The organism is Calidifontimicrobium sp. SYSU G02091, from assembly GCF_022631395.1.
In the GTDB taxonomy this organism is placed as follows: domain Bacteria; phylum Pseudomonadota; class Gammaproteobacteria; order Burkholderiales; family Burkholderiaceae_C; genus Calidifontimicrobium; species Calidifontimicrobium sediminis.
Genome location: NZ_JALBGB010000003.1, coordinates 157,594 through 176,300 on the forward strand (window position 1 = coordinate 157,594; position 18,707 = coordinate 176,300).

Sequence of the window (18,707 nt, forward strand, 5' to 3'; positions counted from 1 at the left end):
CCGCGGGGTCCGAAGGGGCCCGCGGAATTCCAGTCAGCCCGGCCAATCGATGTCGGGTGTCGTGAAACAAGGCCCCAAGGCGCCAGCCAGTGGGGCTGGAGAAGAGCCATGAGTCTGAGCCATCGACTCGGATTGCTGGGTCGCAAGGTGGGCATGATGCGCATCTTCACGGACGACGGCGACGCCGTCCCGGTGACGGTGCTCGACGTGTCCGGCAACCGCGTCGCCCAGATCAAGACCGAAGCCACCGACGGCTACAACGCCATCCAGGTCGCGTTCGGCACGCGCAAGGCGTCGCGCCTGACCAAGCCCGAGGCGGGTCACCTCGCCAAGGCCGGTGTCGAGCCGGCGCGGGTCCTCAAGGAGTTCCGCGTCACGGCCGACGTCGTGTCGCAGTACCGGCCGGGTGCGACGCTGCCGGTGAGCCTGTTCTCTGCCGGCCAGAAGGTCGACGTCCAGGGGACTTCCATCGGCAAGGGTTTTGCCGGCACGATCAAGCGTCACAACTTCGGGTCGCAGCGTGCGTCGCACGGCAACAGCCGGTCGCACAACGTCCCGGGCTCGATCTCGATGGCGCAGGACCCGGGCCGTGTGTTCCCGGGCAAGCGCATGTCGGGGCACATGGGCGCCGAGACGGTGACGACGCAAAACCTCGACATCGTGCGCGTCGACGAGGCGCGCTCGCTGCTGCTCGTGCGCGGCGCGGTGCCGGGGGCGAAGAACGGCCACGTCGTCGTGCGCCCGGCCGTCAAGGCCAAGATGCAGAAAGGGGCCCAGTGATGCAGCTCGAGCTCCTGAACGAACAGGGCCAGGCCACGGCCAAGGTCGACGCGCCGGACACGGTGTTCGCGCGTGACTACAACGAGGCGCTGGTGCACCAGATCGTCGTCGCATACCAGGCCAACGCGCGGCAGGGCACGCGCGCGCAGAAGGATCGCGGCCAGGTCAAGCACTCGACGAAGAAGCCGTTCCGCCAGAAGGGTACCGGCCGGGCGCGCGCGGGCATGACCTCGTCGCCGCTGTGGCGCGGCGGTGGACGCATCTTCCCGAACACCCCGAACGAGAACTTCGCGCACAAGGTCAACAAGAAGATGTACCGCGCCGGCATGGCGGCCATCCTGTCGCAGCTCGCGCGCGACGGTCGCCTGGCGGTGGTCGACTCGATCTCGGTCGAGGCCCCGAAGACCAAGCTGCTGGCGCAGAAGTTCAAGGCGATGGGCCTCGACTCGGTGATGGTGATCGCCGACCAGGTCGACGAGAACCTGTTCCTCGCGTCGCGCAACCTCGCCAACGCGCTCGTCGTCGAGCCGCGCTATGTCGACCCGCTGTCGCTGGTGTTCTACAAGAAGGTGCTGGTGACCAAGGGCGCGATCGACCAGCTCAAGGAGATGTTCGCATGAGCGCGACGATGAAGTTCGACGCCTCGCGCCTGGCGCAGGTGCTCGTCGCCCCGATCGTGTCCGAGAAGGCCACGCGCGTCGGCGAGAAGAACAACCAGGTGCTGTTCAAGGTCCTGCGCAACGCCACCAAGCCCGAGATCAAGGCGGCCGTCGAGGCGATGTTCAAGGTCGAGGTCGAGTCGGTGCAGACGGTCAACCAGAAGGGCAAGACCAAGCGCTTCGGCCGCAGCATCGGCCGGCGCGACCACGTCAAGAAGGCCTATGTCTGCCTGAAGGAAGGCCAGGAGCTCAACTTCTCCGGGGAGGCCGCGTAATGGCTGTCATCAAGGTCAAGCCCACGTCGCCCGGCCGCCGTGCCGTCGTGAAGGTGGTGCACAAGCACCTGCACAAGGGTGCCCCGGAGGCGTCGCTGCTCGAGCCGCAGAAGCAGAAGGCCGGCCGCAACAACAACGGCCACATCACGATGCGCCACAAGGGTGGTGGGCACAAGCACCACTACCGCGTGATCGACTTCCGCCGCAACAAGGACGGGATCCCGGCCAAGGTCGAGCGCATCGAGTACGACCCGAACCGCACCGCGCACATCGCGCTGCTGTGCTACGCCGACGGCGAGCGCCGCTACATCATCGCGCCGCGCGGCCTCGAGGCGGGCGCGACGGTGATCAGCGGCGCCGAAGCACCGATCAAGGCCGGCAACGCGCTGCCGATCCGCAACATCCCGGTCGGCTCGACGATCCACTGCGTCGAGCTGCTGCCTGGCAAGGGTGCGCAGATCGCGCGCTCGGCCGGCACGTCGGTGACGCTGATGGCGCGTGAAGGCGCCTACGCCCAGCTGCGTCTGCGCTCGGGCGAGGTGCGTCGCGTGCACATCGACTGCCGCGCGACGATCGGCGAGGTCAGCAACGAAGAGCACAACCTGCGTCAGCTCGGCAAGGCCGGCGCCACGCGCTGGCGCGGCATCCGTCCGACGGTGCGCGGTGTCGCGATGAACCCGATCGACCACCCGCACGGTGGCGGCGAAGGCCGCACCGGCGAGGCGCAGGCACCCGTGTCGCCGTGGAACACGCCGACCAAGGGCTACCGCACGCGCAGCAACAAGCGCACGCAGACGTTCATCGTCTCGCGCCGCAAGAAGTGAGGCCGTAGAACATGGCACGTTCACTGAAGAAGGGTCCGTTCGTGGACCACCACCTGATGGCCAAGGTCGAGAAGGCCGCCGCCACCAAGGACAAGAAGCCAATCAAGACCTGGTCGCGGCGCAGCACGATCCTGCCCGAGTTCATCGGCCTGACGATCGCCGTGCACAACGGGCGCCAGCACGTGCCGGTGTACGTGTCCGACCAGATGGTCGGACACAAGCTCGGCGAGTTCGCGCTCACGCGGACCTTCAAGGGCCACCCGGCCGACAAGAAGGCGAAGAAGTAAGGGGCGACGACGATGGAAACCCGAGCAATCGTTCGCGGCGTGCGCCTGTCGGCCGACAAGGGCCGGCTGGTGGCCGACATGATCCGCGGCAAGAGGGTCGACCAGGCGATCCACATCCTGAACTTCACGCCGAAGAAGGCCGCCGTGATCATCAAGAAGGCGCTCGAGTCGGCGATCGCCAACGCCGAGCACAACGACGGTGCCGACATCGACGAGCTGAAGGTGATCTCGATCCACGTCGAGCAGGGCACGACGCTCAAGCGCTTCGCCGCGCGCGCCAAGGGCCGCGGCAACCGCATCAGCAAGCCGACTTGCCACATCTTCGTCACGGTGGGCAACTGAGGGCCGAAGGAAGATCATGGGACAGAAAATCCATCCGACCGGCTTCCGCCTGCCCGTCACGCGGGCGTGGACGTCGCGCTGGTACGCGAACAGCCGCAACTTCGCCGGCATGCTGGCCGAAGACCTGGCGGTGCGTGATTACCTCAAGACCAAGCTGAAGAACGCGGCCGTCTCGCGCGTGCTGATCGAGCGCCCCGCCAAGAACGCGCGCATCACGATCTTCTCGGCGCGGCCGGGCGTCGTGATCGGCAAGAAGGGCGAGGACATCGAGAACCTGAAGGCCGAGCTGACCAAGCGCCTGGGCGTGCCGGTCGCGGTCAACATCGAAGAGATCCGCAAGCCCGAGATCGATGCGCAGCTGATCGCCGACAGCATCACGCAGCAGCTCGAGAAGCGCATCATGTTCCGCCGCGCGATGAAGCGCGCGATGCAGAACGCGATGCGCCTGGGCGCGCAGGGCATCAAGATCATGTCGTCGGGCCGCCTGAACGGCATCGAGATCGCGCGCTGCGAGTGGTACCGCGAAGGCCGCGTGCCGCTGCACACGCTCAAGGCCGACATCGACTACGGCTTTTCCGAAGCCAAGACCTCGTACGGCGTCATCGGCGTCAAGGTGTGGGTCTACCGCGGCGACAACCTCGGTCGCGGCGAGGCGCCCGGCGCCGCCAAGCCCGAGGCGGCCGAGGAGGACCGTCGCGCACGCCGCCCGGCGCGACCGGGTGCTGCGCCCGCGGGCCGTGCCCGTCCGGCCGGCGAGCGCGGCGCGCCGCGTGCCGCGGGTGCCCCGAGCGACGGCAGCGACAAGTCGGCCGGCGCCGGCGAGGCGCCGAAGCCCACCGTCAAGCGCGTGCGCAAGGTGGCGGCCCCGGCCGCGCCTGGCAGCGCCAAAGGAGAGTAACCATGCTGCAACCCGCCCGCCGCAAGTTCCGCAAGGAGCAGAAGGGCCGCAACACGGGGATCGCGACGCGCGGCACCAACGTGTCGTTCGGCGAGTTCGGTCTCAAGGCCACCGAGCGCGGCCGCATCACCGCCCGCCAGATCGAGGCGGCGCGGCGCGCCATCTCGCGTCACATCAAGCGCGGTGGCCGCATCTTCATCCGCATCTTCCCGGACAAGCCGATCTCGCAGAAGCCGGCCGAAGTCCGCATGGGCAACGGCAAGGGCAACCCGGAGTACTGGGTGGCCGAGATCCAGCCGGGCAAGGTGCTCTACGAGATCAACGGCGTGCCCGAGGCGCTCGCGCGCGAGGCGTTCACGCTGGCGGCCGCCAAGCTGCCGCTGCGCTGCACGTTCGTCGCGCGCCAGGTCGGCGCGTGAGAGGGGGATGTCGATGAAAGCATCTGAACTGCGCGCCAAGGACGTCGCCGCGCTCGAGAAGGAAGTGACCGACCTGCTGAAGGCGCACTTCAACCTGCGCATGCAGAAGGCGACGCAACAGCTGAGCAACACCGCGATGCTCGGGCGCACGCGCCGCGACATCGCGCGCGCCAAGACGATCCTGGCCGAGAAGAAGAGGGCTGCGAACAAGGAGGCCGCGAAATGAACATCCCCGCCACGTCCGCCGCGCCGGCCAAGCCGAAGGTGGTGCGCACCTTCGTCGGCAAGGTCGTCAGCGACAAGCGCGCCAAGACCGTGACCGTGCTCGTCGAGCGTCGCGTGATGCACGAGCTGTACGGCAAGATCGTCGTGCGTTCGAACAAGTACCACGCGCACGACGAGAACGGCCAGGCCAAGCTGGGCGACACTGTCGAGATCACCGAGAGCCGGCCGATCTCCAAGACCAAGTCGTGGGTCGTCACCCGCCTGGTCGAGAAGGCGCGCGAGGTCTGACCCGCGCGAGCGCGGCCGTCATGTCCTTCGTGCAGCGGGGCCTTCGGGCCCCGCGCGCACGTCAGGCATGCACTTGCCGCGAAACTGGGGACCCCTCAACCCCCTGCCAACCCCACTTGCGAGGAGTGCCACGATGCTGAAAGTCGGAGACAAGCTGCCCGCCGGCACGCTGTACGAGTACATCGAAGTCGAAGGCAACGGCTGCTCGGTCGGCCCCAACCCCTTCGACATCGGCCAGGCCACCGCGGGCAAGACGATCGTGATCTTCGGCCTGCCGGGCGCCTACACGCCGACCTGCTCGGCGCAGCACCTGCCCGGCTACGTCGCCCGCGCCGACGAACTGAAAGCGGCCGGTGTCGACGAGATCTGGTGCGTGTCGGTCAACGACGCCTTCGTGATGGGCGCTTGGGGCCGCGACCAGAAGGCGGGCGGCAAGGTGCGCATGATGGCCGACGGCAACGCCGACTTCGCGAAGGCGACCGGCCTGACGCTGGACCTGACGGCGCGCGGGCTGGGGCTGCGCTCGCAGCGCTACTCGATGCTCGTCGTCGATGGCGTCGTCAAGACGCTGAACGTCGAGGCGCCGGGCAAGTTCGAGGTCAGCGACGCCGACACGATGCTCGCGCAGGTGCGCCAGCTCAAGAAGGGTTGAAACCCGCGGGCGCGCGCCGCCCGACGAGGGCCGCTTGACGGCGGCTCTCACCTTCGACCATAATACGCAGCTTCGCCATTCGGGGCCGCCTTCGACAGGCGGGTCGGGATGGCGAGCCACCGCCCCACACGCCGGGCGCCGCGCGAGCGGCTCCGGTCCACGGGCCCAAGACTGACCGCGCCGGCCGCCCCTCGGGGTTGGCGGTGGCGTTCAAGTTGGGGAACAACATGATCCAAATGCAATCGCGACTCGATGTCGCCGACAACACGGGCGCAAAGTCCGTCATGTGCATCAAGGTGCTCGGCGGCTCCAAGCGTCGTTACGCCGGCATCGGCGACATCATCAAGGTCAGCATCAAGGAAGCTGCGCCGCGTGGCCGCGTCAAGAAGGGCGAGGTCTACAACGCGGTCGTCGTGCGCACCGCCAAGGGTGTGCGCCGTCAGGATGGGTCGCTCGTCAAGTTCGACGGCAACGCGGCCGTGCTGCTCAATGCCAAGCTCGAGCCGATCGGCACGCGCATCTTCGGGCCGGTCACGCGCGAGCTGCGCTCCGAGCGCTTCATGAAGATCGTGTCGCTGGCCCCCGAAGTGCTGTGACGCGAGCGAGCGAGGACCGATCATGAACAAGATCCGCAAGGGTGACCAGGTCGTCGTGCTGGCCGGTCGCGACAAGGGCAAGCGCGGCACGGTGACGCGGCGCGTCGACGACGAGTACATCGTCGTCGAGGGCGTCAACATCGTGAAGAAGCACGTCAAGCCCAACCCGCTGAAGGGCACGACGGGTGGCATCGTCGACAAGACGATGCCGATCCACCAGTCGAATGTCGCGATCTGGAACCCCGTGGCCGGCAAGGCCGACCGCGTGGGCATCAAGCTGCTGGCCGACGGCAAGAAGGTGCGCGTCTACAAGTCCAGCGGCGAAGAGATCAAGGCATAAGGCGAGAGGACGACATGGCTTCGAAGCAGAACGCTGCGGCCGCTCCCGCCGTGCAGGCCCGCCTGCAGGCGCAGTACCGCGACAAGATCGTGCCCGAACTGATGAAGAAGTTCGGCTACAAGTCGGTGATGCAGGTGCCGCGCCTGACCAAGATCACGCTGAACATGGGTGTCAGCGAGGCGGTGGCCGACAAGAAGGTGATGGAGCACGCCGTCGGCGACCTCACGAAGATCGCCGGTCAGAAGCCGGTGGTGACGAAGTCGCGCAAGGCCATCGCCGGCTTCAAGATCCGCGAGAACGTGCCCATCGGCTGCATGGTCACGCTGCGCGGTGCGCGCATGTACGAATTCCTCGACCGCCTGGTCACGATCGCGCTGCCGCGCGTGCGCGACTTCCGCGGTGTGTCGGCTCGCGCCTTCGACGGCCGCGGCAACTACAACATCGGCGTCAAGGAACAGATCATCTTCCCCGAGATCGAGTACGACAAGATCGACGCGATCCGCGGGTTGAACATCAGCATCACGACGACGGCCAAGACCGACGACGAGTGCAAGGCGCTGCTCGCGGCGTTCAAGTTTCCGTTCAAGAACTGAGGTGGCCCGTGGCTAAAGTTTCCCTCATCCAGCGCGAACACAAGCGCGAGAAGCTGGTCGCCAAGTACGCCAAGAAGTACGCCGAGCTCAAGGCCATCGTCGACGACGCGAAGCGCTCCGACGAAGAGCGTTACGCCGCGCGTCTGGAGCTGCAGAAGCTGCCGCGCAACGCCAACCCGACGCGGCTGCGCAACCGCTGCGCGCTGACCGGCCGTCCGCGCGGCACGTTCAAGAAGTTCGGGCTGTCGCGCAGCAAGATCCGCGAACTGGCCTTCAAGGGCGACATCCCCGGTGTCGTCAAGGCCAGCTGGTAAGTCGGCCCGAGCAGGAGATCCCCGATGAGCATGAGTGATCCCATCGCCGACATGCTGACGCGCATCCGCAATGCGCAAAGCGTCGAGAAGGCCAGCGTGACGATGCCGTCGTCGAAGCTGAAGGTCGCGATCGCCCAAGTCCTGAAGGACGAGGGTTACATCGACGGCTTCACCGTCAAGGGTGACGCGGCCAAGCCGCAGCTCGAGATCGCGCTGAAGTACTACGCCGGGCGTCCGGTGATCGAGCGCATCGAGCGCGTCAGCCGTCCTGGCCTGCGCGTCTACAAGGGCCGCCACGACATCCCGCAGGTCATGAACGGGCTGGGCGTGGCGATCGTCACGACGCCGCGCGGCGTGATGACCGACCGCAAGGCGCGCGCTGCCGGTGTCGGCGGCGAAGTGCTGTGCTACGTCGCCTGATCGAGCCAAGGAGTCACGAGCGATGTCTCGCGTAGGAAAGATGCCGGTGGCCGTCCCGCAGGGCGTGGACGTGCAGATCACCGCCGACCAGATCAGCGTCAAGGGTGCGCAGGGCACGCTGACGCGTCCGCTGCATACCCTCGTCACGGTGCGCAAGGAAGGCGCTGCGCTGCAGGTCGAGCCCGCCAACGACAGCGCCGAGGCCAACGCGATGAGCGGCACGATGCGCGCGCTGCTGGCCAACATGGTTGGCGGCGTGACCAAGGGCTTCGAGCGCAAGCTGACGCTGGTCGGGGTGGGCTTCCGCGCGCAGGCGCAGGGCCAGAAGCTGAACCTGCAGGTGGGCTTCTCGCACCCGGTGGTGGTGGACATGCCCGCTGGCGTGAAGGTCGAGACGCCGACGCCGACCGAGATCGTCATCAAGGGTGCCGACCGCCAGGCCGTCGGCCAGATCGCCGCCGAGGTGCGTGCCATTCGTCCGCCCGAGCCGTACAAGGGCAAGGGCATCCGCTACGCCGACGAGCGCGTGGTGCTGAAAGAGACGAAGAAGAAGTAAGGAGCGACCAGATGCTGAACAAGAAGGAACAGCGCCTGCGCCGCGCGCGTCAGACCCGCGTGCGCATCGCCCTGCAGCGCGCTGCGCGCCTGACGGTCTTCCGCTCGAACCTGCACATCTACGCCAGCGTCATCTCCGGCGATGGCTCGCGCGTGCTGGCCAGCGCCTCGACTGTCGAGAAGGAAGTGCGCGAGCAGCTTGGCGCGCGCGGCAAGGGTGGCAACACCGCCGCGGCGACGCTGGTGGGCAAGCGCATCGCCGAGAAGGCCCGGGCCGCAGGGATCGAGAAGGTCGCGTTCGACCGCTCGGGCTTTGCGTACCACGGCCGTGTGAAGGCGCTCGCCGAGGCCGCGCGCGAGGCCGGCCTGAAGTTCTGAGCGCGCACAAGGAAAGCAAGACATGGCTAAGTTCACTCCCCGCGCCCAGGCCGAAGGCAACGACGACGGCCTGAAAGAGAAGATGATCGCGGTCAACCGCGTCACCAAGGTCGTCAAGGGTGGCCGCACGCTGAGTTTCGCGGCGCTGACCGTCGTCGGCGACGGCGATGGCCGCATCGGCATGGGCAAGGGCAAGGCGAAGGAAGTGCCGGTGGCGGTGCAGAAGGCGATGGAGGCCGCGCGCCGCAACATGTTCAAGGTCAGCCTGAAGAACGGCACGATCCAGCACAACGTGACCGGCGAGCACGGCGCGTCGAAGGTGCTGCTGGCGCCGGCCAAGCCGGGCGACGGCATCATCGCGGGCGGCCCGATGCGCGCGATTTTCGAGGTGATGGGCGTCACCGACATCGTCTCGAAGAGCCACGGCTCGCGCAACCCGTACAACATGGTGCGCGCCACGCTCGACGCGCTCAAGCGCTCGACGACGCCGGCCGAGGTCGCTGCCAAGCGAGGCAAGACGGTCGAAGAGCTGCTCGGCTGAGCGGCACGCGGAGAACCCACATGTCGGACAAGAAGACGCTCAAGGTCAAGCTCGTGCGCAGCCCGATCGGCACCAAGGCCGATCACCGCGCGACCGTGCGCGGCCTGGGCCTGCGCAAGCTCCACAGCGAGCGCGAGCTCGAGGACACGCCCGCCGTGCGCGGGATGATCAACAAGGTTTCGTACCTGGTGAAGGTGCTGTGATGCAACTGAACACCCTCAAGCCGGCGGCGGGCAGCAAGCACGCCAGGCGGCGCGTCGGTCGTGGCATCGGCTCGGGGCTGGGCAAGACGGCGGGCCGCGGTCACAAAGGCCAGAAGAGCCGTGCCGGCGGCTTCCACAAGGTGGGCTTCGAGGGCGGCCAGATGCCGCTGCAGCGCCGCCTGCCCAAGCGCGGCTTCAAGTCGGCGCAGGCCAAGTACAACGCCGAGGTGACGCTGGGCGACCTCGAGCGCCTCGGCGCCGACGAGGTCGATCTGCTGACGCTGAAGAAGGCCGGGCTGGTCGGCGAGATCGCGACGACGGTCAAGGTCATCAAGTCGGGCGAGCTCACGCGCAAGGTCGTGCTCAAGGGCATCGGCGCGACGGCGGGCGCGCGTGCGGCGATCGAGGCCGCGGGCGGCTCGGCGCCGGTGCTGGCGAAGGTCGAGCGGCCGCGCAAGCTGCCCAAGAAGGCCGACCGCGCCTGAGGCGCGCTGCGCGAAGGACATTCTGACCCGTGGCGACTTCGGCGCAAACCCTCGCGAAGAGCGGCAAGTTCGGCGACCTGCGCCGGCGGCTGGTGTTCCTGCTGCTGGCGCTGGTCGTCTACCGCATCGGTGCACACATTCCGGTGCCGGGGATCGACCCGGACCAGCTGCGCCAGCTCTTCCAGGGCCAGCAAGGCGGCATCCTGAGCCTGTTCAACATGTTCTCGGGCGGCGCGCTGTCGCGCTTCACCGTGTTCGCGCTGGGCATCATGCCGTACATCTCGGCGTCGATCATCATCCAGCTGATGACGCACGTCGTGCCCGCGCTCGAGCAGCTGCGCAAGGAAGGCGAGGCCGGGCGGCGCAAGATCACGCAGTACACGCGCTACGGCACCGTCGCGCTGGCGCTGTTCCAGTCGCTGGGCATCGCGCTGGCGCTGGAGGGCTCGCCGGGCCTGGTGATCAATCCGGGCTTCGGGTTTCGCATGACGGCGGTCGTCAGCCTGGTGGCGGGCACGATGTTCCTGATGTGGCTCGGCGAACAGATTACCGAGCGCGGGCTGGGCAACGGCATCTCGCTGATCATCTTCGCCGGCATCGTCGCCGGTCTGCCGAGCGCGATCGGCGGGCTGTTCGAGCTGGTGCGCACCGGTTCGATGAGCATCATCGCGTCGCTGTTCATCATCGCGATCGTCATCGCCGTCACGTTCGTCGTCGTCTTCGTCGAGCGCGGGCAGCGCAAGATCCTCGTCAACTACGCCAAGCGCCAGGTCGGCAACAAGGTCTACGGCGGCCAGTCGTCGCACCTGCCGCTCAAGCTCAACATGGCCGGCGTGATCCCGCCGATCTTCGCGTCGTCGATCATCCTGCTGCCGGCGACGGTGGTCGGCTGGTTCGCCACCGGCGAAGGGCTGCGCTGGCTGAAGGACCTGTCGGCGGCGCTGTCGCCGGGGCAGCCGATCTACGTGCTGCTGTACGCGGCGATGATCGTGTTCTTCTGCTTCTTCTACACCGCGCTCGTGTTCAACAGCCGCGAGACGGCCGACAACCTGAAGAAGAGCGGCGCGTTCATCCCCGGCATCCGTCCCGGCGACCAGACCGCGAAGTACATCGACAAGATCCTGTCGCGCCTGACGCTGGTCGGTGCCGCCTACATCACGCTCGTGTGCCTGCTGCCCGAGTTCCTGATCCTGCGCTACAACGTGCCGTTCTACTTCGGCGGCACGTCGCTGCTGATCATCGTCGTCGTGACGATGGACTTCTGGGCGCAGGTGCAGAGCTATGTGATGAGCCAGCAGTACGAGTCGCTGCTGAAGAAGGCGAACTTCAAGACGAGCTGAGGAAACGGGCATTCGCATTCCATGGCCAAGGACGACGTCATCCAGATGCAGGGCGAGATCCTCGAGAACCTGCCCAACGCCACGTTCCGCGTCAAGCTGGAGAACGGGCACGTCGTGCTCGGCCACATCTCGGGAAAGATGCGCATGCACTACATCCGCATCCTGCCCGGCGACAAGGTCACGGTCGAGCTCACGCCGTACGACCTGAGCCGCGCGCGCATCGTGTTCCGCGCGAAGTGAACTGACTGAGCATCGAGGTCAAGGAGAAGACCATGAAAGTCGCCGCATCGGTGAAGAAGATGTGCCGCAACTGCAAGATCATCCGCCGCCACGGCGTCGTGCGCGTGATTTGCACCGACCCGCGCCACAAGCAGCGGCAGGGCTGAGGCCGGACACGCGAAGGTCCCTGCGGATCTTCGCGTGCCCGCCGAACGCCCGGGCGTCTGCAGGCGCCCGGACAGGGACCAGGTAACAAAGGACAGTCAACATGGCACGCATCGCCGGCATCAACATCCCGCCGCACAAGCATGCGGAGATCGGCCTGACCGCGATCTACGGCATCGGCCGCACGACGGCGCAGAAGATCTGCGACGCGGTCGGCATCCCGTACTCGAAGAAGGTCAAGGACCTGAACGACGCGGAGCTCGAGAAGATCCGCGAGGAGATCGGGCGCCTGACGATCGAGGGCGACCTGCGCCGGGAGATGTCGATCAACATCAAGCGGCTGATGGACCTCGGCTGCTACCGTGGCATGCGCCACCGCCGTGGCCTGCCGGTGCGCGGTCAGCGCACGAAGACGAACGCGCGCACCCGCAAGGGCCCGCGCAAGTCGGGCGCGCTGGTCAAGAAGTGACCGAGCGCCGCCACCGCGATTGAAGGAACGCCCCCATGGCCAAAGCACCCGTCAACACCGCCGCGCAGCGCGTGCGCAAGAAGGTCCGCAAGAACATCGCGGACGGCATCGCCCACGTGCACGCGTCGTTCAACAACACGATCATCACGATCACCGACCGCCAGGGCGGCGCCATCGCTTGGGCGTCCAGCGGTGGTCAGGGGTTCAAGGGGTCGCGCAAGAGCACGCCGTTCGCCGCGCAGGTCGCGGCCGAGACGGCCGGCCGCGCGGCGCAGGAGCAGGGCATCAAGAACCTGGACGTGCGCATCAAGGGCCCGGGCCCGGGGCGCGAGTCGTCGGTGCGCGCGCTCGCGTCGCTGGGCATCCGCATCACGTCGATTTCGGACGTGACGCCGATCCCGCACAACGGCTGCCGCCCGCAGAAGCGCCGCCGCATCTGAACCCGCAACGCTTTTCCGCCGGCTGCCGCCTTCGGGCGGCGTCGGCGTTTTGACCAATGCCGCGAGGCGACACCGAAGACCACCGTCCGAGCGCCTACAACAACATCCGCCGGACTCGCGCGAAGGCCCGCTTTCGCGTCAGCTTGAACTGAGAAGGACTGAACGTGGCACGTTACCTCGGCCCCAAGGCCAAGCTCTCGCGTCGCGAGGGCACCGACCTCTTCCTGAAGAGCGCTCGCCGCCCGATCGGCGACAAGGCGAAGTTCGACAGCAAGCCCGGCCAGCACGGCCGCACCAGCGGCTCGCGCACGTCCGACTATGGCGTGCAGCTGCGCGAGAAGCAGAAGGTCAAGCGCATGTACGGCGTGCTCGAGCGCCAGTTCCGGCGCTACTTCGCCGAGGCCGAGCGCCGCAAGGGCAACACCGGCTCGAACCTGCTGTCGCTGCTCGAGTCGCGGCTGGACAACGTCGTCTATCGCATGGGCTTCGGCTCGACGCGCGCCGAGGCGCGCCAGCTCGTCTCGCACCGCGCGATCACGGTCAACGGCCAGGTCGTCAACATCCCGTCGTTCCTGGTCAAGCCGGGTGACGTCGTCGCGGTGCGCGAACAGGCGAAGAAGCAACTGCGCATCCAGGACGCGCTCAAGCTCGCCGAGTCGGTGGGCCTGCCCGAATGGGTCAGCGTCGACAGCGCGAAGATGGAGGGCACGTTCAAGAAGGTGCCCGACCGCGACCAGTTCGGCGCCGAGATCAACGAGTCGCTGATCGTCGAGCTGTATTCGCGCTGACGCGTGCAGATCCGCGGTGCCGGGCCTCGTGCCCGGCGCCGCCAGCGGACAGGCGGCGCTTGCCGGGTCGCCGCCCGTCGTCATTTCCCCGGCGCGGTCCATCAGCCTTATCGGTGTAACGAGCCGAGGGTATTGAGAGGAACACGATTCGATGCAAACCAATCTGCTGAAGCCCAAAGCCATCCACGTCGAGCCGCTGCCCGGCGCCGGTCACCGCGCCAAGGTGACGCTCGAGCCGTTCGAGCGCGGCTACGGCCACACGCTGGGCAACGCGCTGCGCCGCGTGCTGCTGTCGTCGATGGTGGGCTACGCGCCGACCGAAGTGACGATCGCGGGCGTGCTGCACGAGTACTCGACGATCGACGGCGTGCAGGAAGACGTCGTGCACATCATGCTCAACCTCAAGGGCGTGGTGTTCAAGCTGCACAACCGCGAGGAGGTCACGCTCGTGCTGCGCAAGGAGGGCGAGGGCCCCGTCACGGCGGGCGACATCCAGTGCCCGCACGACGTCGAGATCGTGAACCCCGAGCACGTGATCGCGCACCTGGCGCAGGGCGGCAAGCTCGACATGCAGATCAAGGTCGAGAAGGGCCGCGGCTACGTGCCGGGCAACCTGCGCCGCTACGGTGACGAGCCGACCAAGTCGATCGGCCGCATCGTGCTCGACGCGTCGTTCTCGCCGGTCAAGCGCGTGAGCTATTCGGTCGAGAACGCCCGCGTCGAGCAGCGCACCGACCTCGACAAGCTCGTGATGGAGATCGAGACCAACGGCGCGATCAGCCCCGAGGAAGCGATCCGCGCGTCGGCCAAGATCCTGGTCGAGCAGATCGCGGTGTTCGCGCAGATCGACGTCGGCGCCGAGGAAGGCCTGTTCCAGCCGCAGCAGCGCCAGGCGGCCAGCTTCGACCCGATCCTGCTGCGCCCGGTCGACGAGCTCGAGCTGACCGTGCGCTCGGCGAACTGCCTGAAGGCCGAGAACATCTACTACATCGGCGACCTGATCCAGCGCACCGAGACCGAGCTGCTGAAGACGCCGAACCTAGGCCGCAAGTCGCTCAACGAGATCAAGGAAGTCCTCGCCTCGCGCGGCCTGACGCTCGGGTCTCGTCTCGAGAACTGGCCGCCGCAGGGCCTCGACAAGCGATAAGCCCGGCCCCGCAACTCGCGTGCAACCCCCGGTACCTGATCCGGCCGGGGTTCAATAAGGAAAGGAAAGCACCATGCGTCACCGTCACGGACTCCGCAAGCTCAACCGCACGAGCGAGCATCGCCTCGCGATGCTGCGCAACATGTGCGTCTCGCTGCTGCGCCACGAGGCGATCAAGACCACGCTGCCGAAGGCCAAGGAGCTGCGCCGCGTCGTCGAGCCGCTGATCACGCTGGGCAAGCAGCCCACGCTGGCCAACCGGCGCCTCGCGTTCTCGCGCCTGCGCGACCGCGAGGTCGTCACCAAGCTGTTCGCCGAGCTCGGCCCGCGCTACCAGACGCGCCCGGGCGGCTACACGCGCATCCTGAAGATGGGCTTCCGTGTCGGCGACAACGCGCCGATGGCCTACGTCGAGCTCGTCGACCGGCCGCAGCCGAAGACCGAAGAGGCGGCCGCCGAGAGCGCGCAGTGACAGCGGCGCGTTTGTCGCTATAATTCGAAATTCGATCGCGGGGTGGAGCAGTCTGGTAGCTCGTTGGGCTCATAACCCAAAGGTCGCAAGTTCAAATCTTGCCCCCGCAACCAGTTCCGCTCGCAGGCCCCTCACGGGGCCTGCGTCGTTTGCGGCGTTGTCTTCCCGCCGCCGCGCGCGACCTAGAATCTCGCGCTTCCGCCCTGCCGGGCATCCCCATCCATCGAGGACCGTGACGTGTTGATCTCCACCGCGTATGCCCAAGCCGCGCCCGCCGCGACCGGCGGGGCCGAGTCGAGCCTGCTGAGCCTGCTGCCGCTCGTGCTGATGTTCGTGGTGCTCTACTTCATCATGATCCGCCCGCAGATGAAGCGCCAGAAGGAGCACAAGGCGATGGTTGAGGCGCTGGCCAAGGGCGACGAGATCGTCACTGCCGGTGGCCTGGCCGGGCGCATCAGCAAGCTCGGCGACAGCTACATCGGCGTCGAGATCGCCGACGGCGTCGAGGTGCAGGTGCAGCGCAACGCGGTGGCGCAGGTGCTGCCCAAGGGCACGCTGAAGTGACGCCCGAGGCGCCGGCGCGGCCCCGCGGCGGGCCGCCCGCGCCCGAGACGGCGCCCCCGCGGCCGCCGGAGGACCCCGCATGAACCGTTACCCGTGGTGGAAGTACGCGATCCTCGCGGTCGCGCTGGTGGTCGGCCTGCTCTACACGCTGCCGAACTTCTTCGGCGAGGCGCCGGCCGTGCAGGTGTCGAGCGGCAAGGTCACCGTGCGTGTCGACGCGCAGCTGGCCACGCGCGTGCGTGACGCCCTCGCAGCGGCCGGCCTCACGCCCGACGGCGTGCAGTTCGACGGCAACTCGGTGCGCGCGCGCTTTGCCAACACCGACGAGCAGATCCGCGCGCGCGACGTCATCGCGCAGGCGCTCAACCCCGACCCGGCCGACCCGTCGTACATCGTCGCACTGAACCTGGTGAGCCGCTCGCCGGCCTGGCTCGCGTCGATCCGCGCGTTGCCGATGTATCTCGGGCTGGACCTGCGCGGTGGCGTGCATTTCCTGATGCAGGTCGATATGCAGGCGGCGCTGACGCGGCGCGCCGAGACGCTCGCCAGCGACGCGCGCACGCTGCTGCGCGAGCGCGACGTGCGCCACGCCGGCGTCACGCGCGAGGGCCAGGCCGTCGAGGTGCGCTTCCGCGACGCAGCCACGCGCGCTGCCGCGCTGGCCGTGCTGCGCGAACGCCTGCCCGAGGTCAGCTGGGTCGAGGCGGGCGAGGGCGAGGCGCTGCGCCTGGTCGGCACGCTGCGCCCCGAGGCGGCGCGTGCGGTGCAGGAGCAGGCGCTGCGGCAGAACATCACGACGCTGAACAACCGCGTCAACGAGCTCGGCGTCGCCGAGCCCGTGATCCAGCAGCAGGGGCTGGACCGCATCGTCGTGCAGCTGCCCGGCGTGCAGGACACGGCCAAGGCCAAGGACATCATCGGCCGCACCGCGACGCTCGAGGTGCGCCTCGTCGACGACAGCGCCGAGGCCGCGGCCGCGGCGATCGGGCAGGGGCCGGTGCCGTTCGGCACCGAGCGCTACGTCGAGCGCGGCGGTGCGCCGCTGATCGTCAAGCGGCAGGTCATCCTCACCGGCGAGAACCTCACCGACGCGCAGCCCGGCTTCGACAGCCAGACGCAGGAGCCCGCCGTACACCTGACGCTCGACGCCAAGGGCGCGCGCATCTTCCGCGACGTCACGCGCGAGAACGTCGGCAAGCGCATGGCGATCCTGCTGTTCGAGAAGGGCAAGGGCGAGGTCGTCACCGCGCCGGTGATCCGCAGCGAGATCGCCGGCGGGCGCGTGCAGATCAGCGGGCGCATGACGACGCAGGAGGCGGCCGACGTCGCGCTGCTGCTGCGCGCCGGCTCGCTGGCCGCGCCGATGGAGATCATCGAGGAGCGCACGATCGGCCCGAGCCTGGGCGCCGAGAACATCGCGCAGGGCTTCAACAGCGTGCTGTGGGGCTTCGTCGCGATCGCGGTGTTCATGTGCGCGTACTACGCGCTGTTCGGCGTGTTCAGCACGCTGGCGCTGGCGTTCAACCTGCTGCTGCTGGTGGCGGTGCTGTCGATGCTGCAGGCCACGCTGACGCTGCCAGGCATCGCGGCGATCGCGCTGACGCTGGGCATGGCCATCGACGCCAACGTGCTGATCAACGAGCGCGTGCGCGAGGAACTGCGCGGCGGCGCGCCGCCGCAGCTGGCGATCCACAACGGCTACGAGCGCGCGTGGGGCACGATCCTCGACTCGAACGTCACGACGCTGATCGCCGGCGTCGCGCTGCTGGCCTTCGGTTCGGGCCCGGTGCGCGGGTTCGCCGTCGTGCACTGCCTGGGCATCCTGACCTCGATGTTCTCGGCCGTCGTGTTCTCGCGCGGGCTCGTGAACCTGTGGTACGGCCGGCAGAAGAAGCTCAAGTCGGTGTCGATCGGGCAGATCTGGCGGCCCGACACCGACGGCAAGCCGGCCAGCGGTGGCTGAGGCGGCGAGGAACGACGATGGAATTCTTCCGTATCCGGCGCGACATCCCGTTCATGCGCCACGCGCTGGCGCTCAACGTCGTCTCGCTCGTCACGTTCCTGCTCGCGGTGTTCTTCCTCGCCACGCGCGGCTTGAACCTGTCGATCGAGTTCACCGGCGGCAGCGTGCTCGAGGTCGAGTACGCGCAGGCGGCCGACATCGAGCGCACGCGCGGCATCGTCGAGGCGATGGGCTTCGGCGAGGTGCAGGTGCAGAAGTTCGGCACCTCGCGCGACGTGCTGATCCGCCTGCCGATCCGCGGCGACCGCAAGCAGGACGAGGTGGCGGCGCAGACCTTTGCCGAGTTGTGCCGTGCCGAGCAGGGCAGCGTGACGACGGCGCAGTACACGACGCCGCAGGGCGAACAGGTCAGCCGTCCGTCGTGCAAGCGCGCCGACGGCAGCGAGCCGGTGCGGCTGATGCGCACCGAGTTCGTCGGACCGTCGGTGGGCGCCGAACTCGCGCGCGACGGCGCGATCGCGCTCGCGTTCACGATCGTCGGCATCATGATCTACCTCGCGATCCGCTTCGAGTGGAAGTTCGCGGTCGCCGGCATCGTCGCGAACCTGCACGACGTCGTCATCATCCTCGGCTTCTTCGCGTTCTTCCAGTGGGAGTTCTCGCTGGCGGTGCTGGCCGCGGTGCTGGCCGTGCTCGGCTACTCGGTCAACGAGTCGGTCGTCATCTTCGACCGCATCCGCGAGACGTTTCGCAAGATGCGCAAGATGCCGCCGCCCGAGGTCATCGACCACGCGATCTCGCGCACTTGGAGCCGCACGATCATCACGCACGGCTCGACGCAGATGATGGTGCTGTCGATGCTGATCTTCGGGGGGCCGACGCTGCACTACTTCGCGCTCGCGCTGACGATCGGCATCCTGTTCGGCATCTACTCGTCGATCTTCGTCGCCTCGGGCATCGCGATGTGGCTGGGTATCAAGCGCGAGGATCTGCTCAAGGCCACCCCGGCCAAGGAAGGCGACCCGAACGATCCGAACGCCGGGGCGGTGGTGTAGAGTCGGGTCAC

At 67.8% G+C, this 18,707-nt stretch carries 32 protein-coding genes and 1 tRNA gene; all 33 read left to right on the forward strand.

The features are described 5' to 3' along the window. Positions 1–108: 108 nt before the first annotated feature. The 33 genes from rplC to secF all read left to right on the forward strand — a co-directional run bounded on the left by rplC (position 109) and on the right by secF (position 18,696). A complete protein-coding gene (gene rplC, locus MOJ79_RS03430) occupies positions 109–780 on the forward strand; it encodes a 50S ribosomal protein L3 (RefSeq protein WP_241922879.1) in 672 nt (223 codons plus the stop codon). Further along, positions 780–1,400 (forward strand): 50S ribosomal protein L4, encoded by a 621-nt coding sequence (gene rplD / locus MOJ79_RS03435; RefSeq protein WP_119288962.1) that lies wholly within the window; start codon positions 780–782, stop codon positions 1,398–1,400. Before rplC ends, rplD begins: the two co-directional genes overlap by 1 nt. After that, positions 1,397–1,714, forward strand: a complete 318-nt coding sequence (gene rplW, locus MOJ79_RS03440; RefSeq protein WP_241922880.1) for a 50S ribosomal protein L23 — start codon at positions 1,397–1,399, stop codon at positions 1,712–1,714. The genes rplD and rplW overlap by 4 nt, the downstream gene beginning before the upstream one ends. Further along, positions 1,714–2,538, forward strand: a complete 825-nt coding sequence (gene rplB / locus MOJ79_RS03445; protein ID WP_119355440.1) for a 50S ribosomal protein L2 — start codon at positions 1,714–1,716, stop codon at positions 2,536–2,538. Before rplW ends, rplB begins: the two co-directional genes overlap by 1 nt. 11 nt (positions 2,539–2,549) lie before the next feature. After that, positions 2,550–2,825, forward strand: a complete 276-nt coding sequence (rpsS, locus tag MOJ79_RS03450) for a 30S ribosomal protein S19 (protein WP_119288969.1) — start codon at positions 2,550–2,552, stop codon at positions 2,823–2,825. A gap of 12 nt (positions 2,826–2,837) precedes the next feature. Then, a complete protein-coding gene (rplV, locus tag MOJ79_RS03455) occupies positions 2,838–3,167 on the forward strand; it encodes a 50S ribosomal protein L22 (RefSeq protein WP_241922881.1) in 330 nt (109 codons plus the stop codon). A 16-nt stretch (positions 3,168–3,183) separates the two neighbouring features. Beyond that, positions 3,184–4,065: a 30S ribosomal protein S3 gene (gene rpsC / locus MOJ79_RS03460; RefSeq protein ID WP_241922882.1), complete on the forward strand. Its 882-nt coding sequence runs from the start codon at positions 3,184–3,186 to the stop codon at positions 4,063–4,065. 2 nt (positions 4,066–4,067) lie between these two features. Further along, positions 4,068–4,484 (forward strand): 50S ribosomal protein L16, encoded by a 417-nt coding sequence (gene rplP, locus MOJ79_RS03465; RefSeq protein ID WP_119288975.1) that lies wholly within the window; start codon positions 4,068–4,070, stop codon positions 4,482–4,484. 13 nt (positions 4,485–4,497) lie between these two features. Then, positions 4,498–4,710 carry a 50S ribosomal protein L29 gene (gene rpmC, locus MOJ79_RS03470; RefSeq protein ID WP_119289216.1) on the forward strand — a complete coding sequence of 71 codons (213 nt, stop codon included), beginning with the start codon at positions 4,498–4,500 and terminating at the stop codon, positions 4,708–4,710. Beyond that, positions 4,707–4,997, forward strand: coding sequence for a 30S ribosomal protein S17 (gene rpsQ, locus MOJ79_RS03475; protein WP_241922883.1), 291 nt, complete (start codon positions 4,707–4,709; stop codon positions 4,995–4,997). The genes rpmC and rpsQ overlap by 4 nt, the downstream gene beginning before the upstream one ends. A gap of 133 nt (positions 4,998–5,130) precedes the next feature. After that, a complete protein-coding gene (locus tag MOJ79_RS03480) occupies positions 5,131–5,649 on the forward strand; it encodes a peroxiredoxin (protein WP_119288979.1) in 519 nt (172 codons plus the stop codon). A 227-nt stretch (positions 5,650–5,876) separates the two neighbouring features. Then, positions 5,877–6,245 carry a 50S ribosomal protein L14 gene (rplN, locus tag MOJ79_RS03485; protein ID WP_119288981.1) on the forward strand — a complete coding sequence of 123 codons (369 nt, stop codon included), beginning with the start codon at positions 5,877–5,879 and terminating at the stop codon, positions 6,243–6,245. A gap of 22 nt (positions 6,246–6,267) precedes the next feature. After that, positions 6,268–6,585, forward strand: coding sequence for a 50S ribosomal protein L24 (gene rplX / locus MOJ79_RS03490; protein ID WP_119288984.1), 318 nt, complete (start codon positions 6,268–6,270; stop codon positions 6,583–6,585). A 14-nt stretch (positions 6,586–6,599) separates the two neighbouring features. Further along, on the forward strand, positions 6,600–7,178 hold the full coding sequence (rplE, locus tag MOJ79_RS03495) for a 50S ribosomal protein L5 (RefSeq protein ID WP_119288986.1): 579 nt from the start codon (positions 6,600–6,602) through the stop codon (positions 7,176–7,178). A gap of 8 nt (positions 7,179–7,186) precedes the next feature. Beyond that, complete coding sequence (rpsN, locus tag MOJ79_RS03500) at positions 7,187–7,492, forward strand: 30S ribosomal protein S14 (protein ID WP_119288988.1); 306 nt, start codon at positions 7,187–7,189, stop codon at positions 7,490–7,492. Between the two features lie 24 nt (positions 7,493–7,516). Then, positions 7,517–7,912: a 30S ribosomal protein S8 gene (gene rpsH, locus MOJ79_RS03505; protein WP_119354421.1), complete on the forward strand. Its 396-nt coding sequence runs from the start codon at positions 7,517–7,519 to the stop codon at positions 7,910–7,912. Positions 7,913–7,934: 22 nt separating this feature from the next. Beyond that, positions 7,935–8,468 carry a 50S ribosomal protein L6 gene (gene rplF, locus MOJ79_RS03510; RefSeq protein WP_119288992.1) on the forward strand — a complete coding sequence of 178 codons (534 nt, stop codon included), beginning with the start codon at positions 7,935–7,937 and terminating at the stop codon, positions 8,466–8,468. Positions 8,469–8,479: 11 nt separating this feature from the next. Next, complete coding sequence (gene rplR, locus MOJ79_RS03515) at positions 8,480–8,845, forward strand: 50S ribosomal protein L18 (protein ID WP_241922884.1); 366 nt, start codon at positions 8,480–8,482, stop codon at positions 8,843–8,845. 22 nt (positions 8,846–8,867) lie between these two features. Beyond that, entirely contained in the window at positions 8,868–9,386 is a 519-nt protein-coding gene (gene rpsE, locus MOJ79_RS03520) for a 30S ribosomal protein S5 (RefSeq protein ID WP_119288996.1), read from the forward strand. A 20-nt stretch (positions 9,387–9,406) separates the two neighbouring features. Continuing rightward, positions 9,407–9,589 carry a 50S ribosomal protein L30 gene (gene rpmD, locus MOJ79_RS03525; RefSeq protein ID WP_119288998.1) on the forward strand — a complete coding sequence of 61 codons (183 nt, stop codon included), beginning with the start codon at positions 9,407–9,409 and terminating at the stop codon, positions 9,587–9,589. After that, entirely contained in the window at positions 9,589–10,074 is a 486-nt protein-coding gene (gene rplO, locus MOJ79_RS03530; RefSeq protein WP_241922885.1) for a 50S ribosomal protein L15, read from the forward strand. The genes rpmD and rplO overlap by 1 nt, the downstream gene beginning before the upstream one ends. A 29-nt stretch (positions 10,075–10,103) precedes the next feature. Beyond that, entirely contained in the window at positions 10,104–11,414 is a 1,311-nt protein-coding gene (secY, locus tag MOJ79_RS03535; RefSeq protein ID WP_119354417.1) for a preprotein translocase subunit SecY, read from the forward strand. A gap of 21 nt (positions 11,415–11,435) precedes the next feature. Continuing rightward, positions 11,436–11,654, forward strand: coding sequence for a translation initiation factor IF-1 (infA, locus tag MOJ79_RS03540; protein ID WP_009855680.1), 219 nt, complete (start codon positions 11,436–11,438; stop codon positions 11,652–11,654). A gap of 32 nt (positions 11,655–11,686) precedes the next feature. After that, a complete protein-coding gene (rpmJ, locus tag MOJ79_RS03545; RefSeq protein WP_026096976.1) occupies positions 11,687–11,800 on the forward strand; it encodes a 50S ribosomal protein L36 in 114 nt (37 codons plus the stop codon). A gap of 101 nt (positions 11,801–11,901) precedes the next feature. Further along, positions 11,902–12,267, forward strand: coding sequence for a 30S ribosomal protein S13 (rpsM, locus tag MOJ79_RS03550; RefSeq protein WP_119289005.1), 366 nt, complete (start codon positions 11,902–11,904; stop codon positions 12,265–12,267). A gap of 35 nt (positions 12,268–12,302) precedes the next feature. Further along, a complete protein-coding gene (gene rpsK / locus MOJ79_RS03555) occupies positions 12,303–12,707 on the forward strand; it encodes a 30S ribosomal protein S11 (RefSeq protein ID WP_119289007.1) in 405 nt (134 codons plus the stop codon). Positions 12,708–12,871: 164 nt separating this feature from the next. Next, a complete protein-coding gene (gene rpsD / locus MOJ79_RS03560) occupies positions 12,872–13,495 on the forward strand; it encodes a 30S ribosomal protein S4 (protein WP_119289009.1) in 624 nt (207 codons plus the stop codon). A 151-nt stretch (positions 13,496–13,646) separates the two neighbouring features. Further along, on the forward strand, positions 13,647–14,642 hold the full coding sequence (locus MOJ79_RS03565; protein WP_119289011.1) for a DNA-directed RNA polymerase subunit alpha: 996 nt from the start codon (positions 13,647–13,649) through the stop codon (positions 14,640–14,642). Positions 14,643–14,715: 73 nt separating this feature from the next. Next, complete coding sequence (gene rplQ / locus MOJ79_RS03570) at positions 14,716–15,114, forward strand: 50S ribosomal protein L17 (RefSeq protein WP_241922886.1); 399 nt, start codon at positions 14,716–14,718, stop codon at positions 15,112–15,114. Between the two features lie 36 nt (positions 15,115–15,150). Continuing rightward, a tRNA-Met gene (locus tag MOJ79_RS03575) sits at positions 15,151–15,227 on the forward strand. A 124-nt stretch (positions 15,228–15,351) separates the two neighbouring features. Next, the gene (gene yajC, locus MOJ79_RS03580) at positions 15,352–15,678 is read left to right on the forward strand and encodes a preprotein translocase subunit YajC (RefSeq protein ID WP_119354414.1); all 327 of its coding nucleotides are present in this window, start codon (positions 15,352–15,354) and stop codon (positions 15,676–15,678) included. 79 nt (positions 15,679–15,757) lie between these two features. Beyond that, positions 15,758–17,641 carry a protein translocase subunit SecD gene (gene secD / locus MOJ79_RS03585; protein ID WP_241922887.1) on the forward strand — a complete coding sequence of 628 codons (1,884 nt, stop codon included), beginning with the start codon at positions 15,758–15,760 and terminating at the stop codon, positions 17,639–17,641. 17 nt (positions 17,642–17,658) lie between these two features. Beyond that, the gene (gene secF, locus MOJ79_RS03590) at positions 17,659–18,696 is read left to right on the forward strand and encodes a protein translocase subunit SecF (protein ID WP_241922888.1); all 1,038 of its coding nucleotides are present in this window, start codon (positions 17,659–17,661) and stop codon (positions 18,694–18,696) included. Positions 18,697–18,707 lie beyond the last annotated feature (11 nt).